We start from the raw sequence: 10,953 nt of genomic DNA on the forward strand, positions 1-10,953 counted from the left end.
CTTCTGCCCGCAATCTAAGAAGTTCTCCATGTTTGAGACGGGCATCTCAAACGAGGCAGTTCCATACTTCTTCAGCATGGACCCAACACCAAATGGCATTTCGGCGGTCAACCCTTTCGTTTCCTACTCTTTTTAACCGCGGCCTCTTCTTACATCGCACTCTATTCAATTCTCATTTCCTTTTAATCAGCCTATCATAATTCATTGCGTTTTTCAATCATTGTCTTCAATCTCTCTAAAGATTGATCAAACATGCTTGCGTTTACTCGCACCGTTGTTCCTGTTGCATCTTCTTTTAACTTGAAGCTGTATCTTTTAGCGTCTCCTTCTATGATAAAAGAGATTTCTTGGAAAGGTACAATCGTATCAATCATCACGGTTCTTGTATTGTTTTGGGTTAACTGACTTTCTTTCGTAGGTTGGAGGGTAACCGTTACTTTTTCACCTTCTGCTAATTCAGGAATATGAAAAGTGGCACCCGATGCAAACCATTTGTTTAGTTTTTCTTCTTGCGTCAGGGCTTCCCATATCGCTTTCGTATCGCCTTCGATAAATATTGCGCCCATTTTCTCGTTCACCCCTCTAATTTGGTAAAGTGTTTCTCTTATTCACAATGATACAGGAATCAGCGCTACAAATCTATTCAAAATAGTAGAGATAAGAAATTTAAGCAGGTGCGTTAAGCTAAAAAAGTAAGAAAGCGAGGGGAGGTTTGCACAATGAAAGCAATTGGATTGAAGCAACGAAGACGTATTATATATCGATGGTACGAAGATACAAGCGGATGCGAATATTTATAACTTTACTTGGAAGAAAGCAAGCGAGCGTTACTATTGCTTTGTCTGAAGAAGCATTAGGAACATCAGAAGGCATTGAAGAAATCATTACGCGTTTAGATGAAGAACTTGTGGCAGTTGAAGCTGCATTTACAGAAGAAAAAATAGTTCCTCAAGTAACACCGAAATAAATGTAAAAAAGATTTATTGCTGTGTAAACACGCTATGAAGAAGCACACGCAACATTTGAAGGCCGAAACAGTTCTCAAAAACAGATACAGATGCAGCGTTCACGTGTATGAATGAAGATCCAATGAAGAACCGCGATTTAAAATCGGGTTATAAGCTTCATATCGCATCGAGTAATCAGTTTGTCATTGCCTATGACATTTTTTCGAATCCGACAGATACACGGACGTTTATCCCTTTTTTAGAATCCATTCAAACGCTAGATTTATTTAAATACATCACCGCAGACGCCGGATATGGCAGTGAAGAGAATTTTGAGGCAGTTATGGATACCTTTAATAAAATCTCCTTCATTCCATAGGGCATGTATTATAAAGAGAAAAGCAAAAAATATAAATCTAATCCAACGCATCGTCAAAACTGGAATTATAACGAGATTGAAGATGGCTATACTGACTTAGATAGTGTGCGTTTTAGCTTCTCCCATTACAGTACTCGGAATGATAAAAATAGTTTCCAAAGACAATTTAAAGTGTATATATCGGATGTGGAGCAACAGGATGACCAGTTAAATTGATTAGCTAAAACACTTAAGGGTGCCCCGCACCAGACATCGGTCAACTATAACTGGGGATACTTCAAGCAGCATGTAAAAGAAAACCTTGAAAGCGATCGTGGAAAAGAAATCTACGCGCAACGAAAGATTGTTTTTGGTCGATTGAAAGGTGTATTTGGCATGCGAAGAACCCATGTCAGGGGCAAACAAGCCGTACATAATTACATTGGGAAGATGCTTATGAGCATGAATCTAACAAAACTAGCCCTAGACGCTAGAAGAAAAGCGGAAGCTTTTCAGTACCATGGCGCATTTTTACTTTTTGTAATTAGCTTTGGTTGGTCTTTGAAAAATAAAAATAATGGCGGATTTTATAATTAACTTAGTCATTTGGAATCCTATTTATCATGATGTACTCTGAAAATAACTGCTTAATTTCAGTAGACCCATCTACCATAAAGAACATAGTTCCTGCTGTTAACAAAGAAGATAAAAATACTGTTGAAAAAGGTATTGAAACAGCGGACGTTAAGACGAGTCATCACTAGCAAAAAAGTTAAGATACCTGTAGTAAAGTCAAATATAACTAATCATGTAGCAATCAAGTCATTTCTATCTGTTCAATTTCACTCTTATCTGTTCTCTAATTTTTTCGTAGTTGTACCTTCCTTAAAGGCAGCAGGAAGGACCGTCCTCGATGGTGCTTCTTTCCCTTCCACAACGTTTAGTAGTAAGGAGACTGCCGTTCTGGCCATATCTTCAACTGGCTGAGCGATTGTGGAGACGACATATTGCGTTTCTTTTGTCATCTTCAAACCGTCAAATCCAATCACCTGAATGTCTTCAGGTACTTTTTTCCCTAATTTATTGATGACATGCACGGCATCCAATGCAGCCAAATCAGTGATCGTAAAAATCCCATCTATTGTGGGGTACTCGAGCAAAAACTTCTCTATATCCGACTGTAAATCGTGAATTGGTTCCATCAAATCTAGCACTTCACATTCCAATCCCAATCTCTCAGCTTCTAATTGGAAGTACTTTCTTCGGTTTTTCGTTTCGTTTGGAGTCTCTTGATGTCCACCTACAAAAGCCACATGTTTTGCGTCTCTTTTAAATAGTTCTCTAGCGGCCAACCGTCCCCCTTCCACATTGTCCGTTGTCACATAAATCACATCTTCAGTAAAATAGCGATCGATACTAACGAAAGGCAAGCTGCTAGAAATGTACTGGTCAATATCGGAATAAGTAATGCCTATAATACCATCCACTTTATTTTGTCTGACCATTTGAATGTATTCGTATTCTTTTTCTGGTCTTCCATCCGAGTTGCACAGTAATAATTTATAATTCCTTTCTTCGAGCTCCGTTTCTACGTAGTACGCAAATTCTGCGAAAAAAGGATGCCATATAGTAGGCAGGATCAAAGCAACTGTATCGGTCTTATTCGTTTTTAATCCTCTCGCATAGATGTCTGTCTCATAATTTAATTCCTTAATGGCTGCTTTTACTTTAGCAGCTGTACTTTCTTTAACCGGCACATTATTTATAACGCGCGAAACACTCCCAAGACCTACACCAGCTAGCTTAGCCACATCTTTCATGGTCGCTTTCAATTATGACACCTCCTATTTTTTCGTTGTCTTTAAATCTCAGTATAATTTAAATGACTAAAATAACCAAGTTCCCTTCAAGGAATGGCACTCATCACTCTTGAAGGGAACATTTCTAATTTTATGTGTGTTGTCCTTTTGCTAAGGCAAGACAACCGATTGTACCTGTGTTATCTTCTAATTCTGGTAATACAATATAGTTCTCTACTGCAGGAGTTAAGACATAGCCATTTAACAATTCTTCAAACTGACTTTTTACTTTTCCAAGCAGGTGAGGTTGCTTCATTACTCCACCACCAAAAATAATTTTTTGGGGTGAGAAATAAAGTGTCGTATTGTAGGCTGCTTGAGCCAGATAGGAAGAAATGATATCCCAAATCGGATCTTGCTCATCGATTTTTTCTCCTTTTTTCCCAAGCCGTTCTTCAATGGACGGTCCCGAAGCAAAACCTTCCAGGCAGTTTGAATGATAGGGACAGTTCCCTATATAGTCATCAAGGGGATGTTTGTTTACAATCATATGTCCAACTTCAGGATGGCTGAAGCCTTCCACAAAGGAGCCTTGATTGATGGCTCCCGCCCCGATTCCTGTTCCCACAGTAAAATACACACAACTATCTAAATCCCGGGCACTTCCGGTTGTATACTCCCCATAACAAGCCGCATTTACATCCGTAGTGAAGAAAACCGGGACATTTAATGCTTCTTCTAATTCCCCTACAATGTTATACATTTGCCAAGCAATTTTTGGAGTATTCGTAATGTACCCATAAGTGGGGGATGTTTTTTTCAAATCAATAGGCCCAAAACATCCCAAGCCGATTCCCTTCAATTGATATTGCTTGAAAAAATCAATCACATTGGGCATTGTTTCTTCCGGTGTGTGAGTAGGAATAGACAGCCGCTCAACGATATTGTAATCAGAATCGCCTATTGCCAGAACAAACTTTGTTCCCCCCGCCTCGATACTTCCAAATAATTCTTTCATACTTGTACACATCCTATTTCCAAAAGCGGTACTTCCAGGCTTCCTTTCGCCTCAATGTATAAATTCGGTTCAAGGGTTTCTTCATAGAAAGTAAAAGTCATGGTTTTCTCTTGGTTAACAAAGATTTCAACAGACGAAGTGTCCATAAATATTTCCAATTCTATCTTATTGCCATTCAGGATTACTGTCCGCTCTGTTAACTGGGTAGGTTCACTTCCTGTGATTGGATGACCAAAATCTTTTCGAGAAAAGGTTAATTGATTGGTTTCTTTGTCAAAGTCAAGCACGAGGCCGCCGAGTTTATTTTTTGCTAAACAAACCTGGAATGCTTCGGCGCGACTTACATCCAACGTTAAATGATAGTAACGATTGTTGGTACTGATAGAATGATATTTTTTCACTTCATTTTCGATGACAATATTTGTTTGTTTTTCAAGGATTTTTAGTGATTGATAAATATCTGAAATTGGTTTTTGATACAAGCGATTGTTTTCCACCCACAGCTCTCTGGCAAGTGTCATGGATCCAGCCCACTTATGTCCCAATAAGTCAGTTGGTAAGGTTCTCCCCCACATTTGCATCCAAGCAATCATCACCGGACGTCCAGCACTGTCCCTGGTTGTTTGTGGTGCATAGAAGTCCAAACCAAAATCAATTTCATGGTCATTTTCTACTGCAAAAGAACCGGTTTCCCAATCCATTTGGCCGATGAAAGCTACCGTAGAACTTGTATTATGAAATTCTACTCCTCTAGGGTTGATTTCAATCGGTGACATGATCAAGACATCTTTCCCATTCAAATGGAATAAGTCGGGACATTCCCACATTACCCCTTGATCATGGGTTCCTTCCAATAATACAGAGAAAAATTTCCATTCATATAAGTCATCGGATTGATAAAGGAGAATCAGTCCACGGTCATCTTCTGTTTTGGAAGCGATGATTGAATAGTAGCTGCCATCCTTTTTGATTACCTTCGGATCCCGGAAATCATGGATATTCCCATATTCACCCATTCTTTTTTCATCAATCACCGGATTGGCTGCGTATTTCTCGAAATTGATTCCATCTTCGGATACGGCAATACATTGTGTTTGATATACGACCCCTTTTTCGATGCGATGCCCGGTATACATCAAATACAGTTTTCCATCTTTTTCAATGGCACTTCCTGAGAAACAGCCATCCTGATCATATGCTTCATCTGGAGCCAGGGCAGTGGGCAGTTCTTCCCAATGGATTAAATCTTTTGTTTTGGCATGTCCCCAATGCATAGGACCCCACTTTGAATCATAAGGATAGAACTGATAAAAGAGATGGTATTCTCCCTGGTAATAGATGAAACCATTTGGATCATTCATCCATCCAACCGGCGGCATGAGATGGTACTGGTTTCTGTATGTACCATCCACCCGTGCTCGATTCGCCTCAACAAATTCTCTAGCTTCAGCTAGTGTATAAACTGGTTTTGTTCCTTGTTCCATTTCATTCCCTCTTTCGTTGCTCTTTTTTGGACTGCTTACTCATTGGCTGCTTGGTTTTGATTGTATGCCTCTTGTTTGATGGTCATCCATTCGCTCAATCCCAGACGTTCCAATTCTTCCACATAGCTGTCCCACTCTTCATCAATTTTTCCATTGGTAATCCATTCTGCCCTTTTCCGATTTACAAACGGAAATAGGTCGGCATCAATTTGAGCAATTCTGTCTGCGTCCTCTAGAGACAAGAACACACGTGGATAGTTGTTTTCATTATTGACAAATTCTAGATAGTTGTCATAGAAAATATCGAGACGCCATTGTGCATCATCCGGCATAGTTGTGACTGTTCCATAGTATTCATCCAAAATCGCTAACGGGCCACCCGCTTCAGTTTTTTGACGCAGTTCTCCAGGGGCGGTTCCATCTAACGGTAAATGTTTCAACATTTGATTTTCTTCGTCCAATTCGAAGATATTTTGCAACTCTTCATCCCCATAGGTTCCCCAGTTGTTTTGAACGGATTGAATAGGTTCATACATTTGATCTACCCATTTTGCCGTTAGTTCTAAGTTTTTATTTGCACTGGTGATTACGAACCGATCTCTACTAAAGCCGAACCCATTGGTACGTGTCACATGCTTGATACCGGTAGGCCCTTCTAATACAGGAAGCGGTTGATAAGATTCATTATCACCAGAAACATTCATTTTATCCCAGGTGAAGTACAGCCCATATCTTTGTTCCTTTCCTTTGGCAATATAGGCATTCCAATCATGCTCAAAGGCTTCTGTATCAATCAACCCTTTGTTATATAATTCGTTGAAGTATTTCGTAGCTTCTTTGTATTCCTCGTTATCCGCAGTAAAATCAATTGTATGGTCATCATTTACCACAAGGTGATCATCATTGTCACCAATTCCAAACGCACCATATAAAAACTTCATATCTTCGTTTCCACCGTCAAAAATAAACGAAATTGGGATTTCATCCGCTTCGCCGTTCCCATTGGGATCTTGGGTTTTGAAAGCTTCCAACACAGTCATTAGTTCATCCGTTGTTTGCGGCATTTCCAATCCTAGAGCATCCAACCAATCTACATTAATCCAAGGAATATCGTTAACTGTATGAATCGATTCTTTCCCTTGTCCTAATTCCTCAATCCAAGGCAAGGAGTAAATGTGACCGTCCGGAGCGGTAATCATCCCTAAATACTCCGGATTTTCGTCGAGAACTTTTTTGAAATTCGGCATGTGTTTTTCAATCAAATCTTCAATCGGAATGATGACACCATCTTCTGCCCAGGAAAGTAAGTCATAGTCACTCGCACCTGCATTCCACATCGCATCAGGTAAATCACCGGAAGAAATATCTAGATTTCGTTTTTCTACATAATCCGATGAATAGTTTTTCCAATCAATATGAACACCTGATTCTTCTTCCAACCGCTGGAAAATCAATTTTTCATTCGGATCAGCAGGTGCCAGCGGCGAACTGGAAGTCGTCATTTTCAGTGTCACGGTTTCTTCCAAAGGTAGGGTGATATCCGTTAATTCATAATCCGGAGAAGACGCACTATCTCCATTTCCCGAACAAGCTGCTAGCAGGGTTATTGCTGTGGTACTTAGAATAAAGGGGGCTATTTTTTTATTTTTCATAATGATTGATACTCCTTTTTTTATATTTTTTATCCTTTTAAGGAACCTGCCATAATACCTTTGTCAAAGTACTTCTGGAAAAATGGATACATGATTAAGAGCGGCAAACTGGATACTACAATGGTCGAATATTTAATTAATTCAGCCAACTGTGCCATTTCCGCCATTTCAGTGACAGCACCTACCATATCTTGTTGTGGCTGATTTTGAATTAAAATTTTCCTTAATACAAGTTGGAGCGGTTGTAAATCTGCATCATTCAAATAAATCATCGCATCAAAGTAGGAATTCCATTGTCCGACAAAAGCATACAGAAACAGCACAAAGATAATAGGTTTAGCAAGCGGCAACATAATTTTCAGAAAAACTTGCATCTCGTTAGCCCCATCCATGATGGCTGCTTCTTCCAGTTCAGCAGGCATTTGCCTAAAATACGTTCTTGCCAGAATAATATTCCAAACATTCACGGCTCCTGGCAGAACAATTGCCCATATCGAGTTGAGCATTCCCAAATTCTTGATCAACAAGTAGGTAGGAACCAACCCTCCCCCGATGAACATGGTGAGCATAAGGAAAGCAGTGATGGGTCTTTTCCCTACTAAGTTTTTCTTTGATAATGGGTAAGCAGTTAGAACGGACAACGCGACGGTGAGAATACTGAAAGAAAACGAGTAAACAATTGAATTGATAAACCCTCGTACAATCGCTGGATCTTGCAGTACTCTTCGATAACCTTCCAGCGTCCAGTTTGCCGGGTTGAAGCTGAGGCCTTGTGAACGTAGTGTGAACGGGTCCATAAAGGAGGCAATCAGTACATAGATTAAAGGTCCCAACGTGACAAGAATAAGCAGCCCGATCACCATACGATTCAACCATAAAATCCGCTTGTCAAATTTTGTTAATGAAATCATTTTATCCTCCTTACAGAACGTTTCCGTCTTCGCTTATTTTATTCGCAATTGCATTTACAATGAGCAGTAAAATAACGTTAATGACAGTATTGAATAACCCAACGGCTGTGGAATATCCATAGTCGCCCATTTGCAGACCCACTTTGTAGACATACGTCGAGATAATCTCGGAGACCGGCAGATTCATAGGTGTCTGCATCAAGAATGCTTTCTCATAACCGACGTTCATTACCCCTCCAACTGATAGGATGAACTGAATCAGCATCATCGGTCGAAGCGTGGGCAGATCAATGTACCAAATGCGCTGCAGTATATTTGCACCATCAATGAACGATGCATCGATTAACTCTTGGCTTACATTCGATAGTGCTGCGGTATAAAGGACAGAAGCCCAACCCATTCCCTGCCAGATTCCAGAGGCAATATAGAGCGTACGGAAATAGCTGGGTTCCGTCATAAATCGCACCGTTTGTCCCGTAATGGATTCAATAATCGAGTTAATCGGACCATTCGCAGCCAAAAAGACAAACAGCATCCCGACGATAATAACCAATGAAATAAAGTTTGGCGCATAGAGAATCAGTTGAAATCTTTTTTTCCATTTCCTATTCATAATTTGGTTCAACGAAATCGCAAGTATGACGGGAGGAAAGAATCCTAAAATTAACCCGTAAACGCTGATTTTTAATGTGTTCTCTAACAGCATCCCGAAATTCGGTGAACCTAAGAATTCTCTGAAGTTGTCTAATCCTATCCAATCACTACCCCAAATCCCTTGCAATGGGTTATAATCCTTAAAAGCTAATAAAATTCCATACATGGGGATATACTTAAAAATCAAAGTCAGTAGTAACCCCGGAAGTAGCATCAGGTACAAGATGCGGTGCTTTTTGATATACTCCCATCTTGAAGAACGTCTTTTCACTTTCGTTTCTGGTCTATCAACGGCAGATGTTGCCAATCCTTTTCCCTCCTTTTTGAAACGTTTCCAATTCGTTCAAAAAATAAAGTTCCCTTTTTGGAAACGTTTCATTTATAGGGCTATATTACCACCCTCTGAAAGGGCTGTCAATTGTTTTTTTACTTTTAAAAACTTTGATTTGTCAATTTAAGCTAGACAAAGTTGATTCATCTAGGTAACTCAAAAATACTTCCAGTGGCGTCTGGTAATCCAATGATTTTCGTGGGATATTATTTCGCTTGTTTGCAACTGAAGAGACAAACACTTGATCCACTTGGTTGAAGTCCATTTCTTTTGGTAATCCATCTTTTCGCAGTAACCCGTTGGAGTTTTCATTCAGTGCCCGCTGTGAAGGCGTTCCGGGATCGGCAAAATAGATCGCACTATCATGTTGGTTGCTTAACGCTTTCCAATTGGAGAATTTTTTCCCACAATCAAACGTAATCGATTTGAATAAGTTTCTAGGAATCGATTCGAGCCATTGATTCATAGTGTTTTCAATGTCATTTGCCTTCCGCCCATCGGGCTTTAGGGTGATGATGATTTTGGAGAGGCGTTCTACCAAGGTAATAACGGCACTCTTGTGTTGAACACTCACAATGATATCGCCTTCGAGATGACCAAATTCCTCCGGAAATGCCGGGTAATCGGTCTCCCTTTCAGCGATATTCCGCTTGAAGGCCTGTTTCCCCCGGCGTTCTTGATAGCCGTTTGGTTTCCGTTTTCCCTTCATGGGCAAGGTTGTTTAATCAAACTGCTTTTCCTTGAAGCGACGATAGAGTGTCCGCATGGAACATGCGATTGGCATTTCTTTCCGGCCGACGATGATATCTGGCGTCCATCCCTGGGCGACCTTTTCATTGATGTACACCTGTTGTTCCGTTGGCAGGACAATCTTGCGCCTTCCGCAACGCTGCTTGTTTTTCTTGTATTGTTGGTAATATTCCAAGGCCGTATGGCCTTCTTTCAAAAAGTTGATGACATTACATTGTAGACTGTCATTCTGGAATGTTTTAAGCGGGCTGATATTGTCGTCACTGCGATATTTTGGTGGTAATAAGCCTCTATCATCACCAGTTCATCCGTGGTAAGATGGGTGTAGGTCATTCGTGATCACTCCTTTGTATTCTTTGGTCGGAATTACAATTTGAGTGTACCACGAATGGCTTATTTATTTGTCTAGCTTAATTTTACAATCGACGTTTCATAAAAATCACTCCCCAAAAAAGAGACGATAAATACCCAAAAGTAGGCATACTCGTCTCTTTTTGAGTTTATTTTTCGGGCTAATTCCCAAAATGAAAATGAATGGCGCCTCTTTATCAGCAGTTTTCCATCAGATGAAGGTTTTTTTGCACGAAAAAAATAGTTTACGTCTGTCCCATTTTAGTGGGTCAGTTCCCGTCTCAGGAGCTTTCTTAGAGAAAAACTAAGGAAAGGGCGGATCAAGTATTTAGAGTGTTTAGATAAGCGGACATTATAGCTTATGAAGTTTTATGATATTTAGTTGATGTCTATCAACGTTAAATCGAATTAAAGGGGCTAACTACTAAAGCAGTAAGCCCCTTTTTGATGCTTTAAGGAGTTGATAGACTAGCGGATAAAACACTTTTGTGCATGCCTCACGGCGAGTGCGGGGATGAGTTTGAGTGGGAGCTCCCGCTCATTTATGAGGTCAAGCTGTCTCAGCTTGCGGGTTTGGGCAGAGCCGATATTTTATTGCGGTTATCTCAAAAAAATTGGTGCAAAAACATACTAAGATTAGCAGGTAGAAACCCCGACGGGGGTTACTGCCTGCTATTTTCTTTTTTTGGGATATAGTA

Annotated in this window: 9 protein-coding genes, 2 pseudogenes and 1 riboswitch; of the genes and pseudogenes, 3 read left to right on the plus strand and 8 right to left on the minus strand. The window is 40.1% G+C overall.

What is annotated here, in order from left to right; genetic code table 11:
* Nucleotides 1-11 precede the first annotated feature (11 nt).
* Nucleotides 12-156: riboswitch (Lysine riboswitch) on the minus strand.
* Between the two features lie 38 nt (nt 157-194).
* Nucleotides 195-566 (minus strand): SRPBCC domain-containing protein, encoded by a 372-nt coding sequence (locus tag PVE40_RS07795; protein WP_274731335.1) that lies wholly within the window; start codon nt 564-566, stop codon nt 195-197.
* 146 nt (nt 567-712) lie between these two features.
* On the opposite strand from PVE40_RS07795, the gene PVE40_RS07800 reads away from it, so the two are divergent.
* The 3 genes and pseudogenes from PVE40_RS07800 to PVE40_RS07810 all read left to right on the plus strand — a co-directional run.
* Nucleotides 713-967, plus strand: coding sequence for a hypothetical protein (locus PVE40_RS07800; protein WP_274731336.1), 255 nt, complete (start codon nt 713-715; stop codon nt 965-967).
* Between the two features lie 107 nt (nt 968-1,074).
* On the plus strand, nt 1,075-1,326 hold the full coding sequence (locus PVE40_RS07805; protein WP_274731337.1) for a transposase: 252 nt from the start codon (nt 1,075-1,077) through the stop codon (nt 1,324-1,326).
* Between the two features lie 252 nt (nt 1,327-1,578).
* A pseudogene (locus tag PVE40_RS07810) lies at nt 1,579-1,902 on the plus strand (transposase); the annotation flags it as partial.
* Between the two features lie 251 nt (nt 1,903-2,153).
* Here PVE40_RS07810 and PVE40_RS07815 read toward each other — a convergent pair.
* The 7 genes and pseudogenes from PVE40_RS07815 to PVE40_RS07845 all read right to left on the minus strand — a co-directional run bounded on the left by PVE40_RS07815 (nt 2,154) and on the right by PVE40_RS07845 (nt 10,237).
* On the minus strand, nt 2,154-3,137 hold the full coding sequence (locus PVE40_RS07815) for a LacI family DNA-binding transcriptional regulator (protein WP_274731338.1): 984 nt from the start codon (nt 3,135-3,137) through the stop codon (nt 2,154-2,156).
* Between the two features lie 118 nt (nt 3,138-3,255).
* The gene (locus tag PVE40_RS07820) at nt 3,256-4,122 is read right to left on the minus strand and encodes an ROK family protein (RefSeq protein ID WP_274731339.1); all 867 of its coding nucleotides are present in this window, start codon (nt 4,120-4,122) and stop codon (nt 3,256-3,258) included.
* On the minus strand, nt 4,119-5,606 hold the full coding sequence (locus PVE40_RS07825; RefSeq protein WP_274731340.1) for a glycoside hydrolase family 32 protein: 1,488 nt from the start codon (nt 5,604-5,606) through the stop codon (nt 4,119-4,121). Before PVE40_RS07825 ends, PVE40_RS07820 begins: the two co-directional genes overlap by 4 nt.
* A 35-nt stretch (nt 5,607-5,641) precedes the next feature.
* Complete coding sequence (locus tag PVE40_RS07830) at nt 5,642-7,258, minus strand: ABC transporter substrate-binding protein (RefSeq protein ID WP_274731341.1); 1,617 nt, start codon at nt 7,256-7,258, stop codon at nt 5,642-5,644.
* Between the two features lie 29 nt (nt 7,259-7,287).
* The gene (locus PVE40_RS07835) at nt 7,288-8,169 is read right to left on the minus strand and encodes a carbohydrate ABC transporter permease (RefSeq protein WP_274731342.1); all 882 of its coding nucleotides are present in this window, start codon (nt 8,167-8,169) and stop codon (nt 7,288-7,290) included.
* Between the two features lie 10 nt (nt 8,170-8,179).
* Nucleotides 8,180-9,037, minus strand: coding sequence for an ABC transporter permease (locus PVE40_RS07840; RefSeq protein WP_420828522.1), 858 nt, complete (start codon nt 9,035-9,037; stop codon nt 8,180-8,182).
* 235 nt (nt 9,038-9,272) lie between these two features.
* Nucleotides 9,273-10,237: pseudogene (locus PVE40_RS07845) on the minus strand (IS30 family transposase).
* Between the last annotated feature and the right edge of the window lie 716 nt (nt 10,238-10,953).

Source organism: Jeotgalibaca caeni, from assembly GCF_028863945.1.
GTDB classification, from domain to species: domain Bacteria; phylum Bacillota; class Bacilli; order Lactobacillales; family Aerococcaceae; genus Jeotgalibaca; species Jeotgalibaca caeni.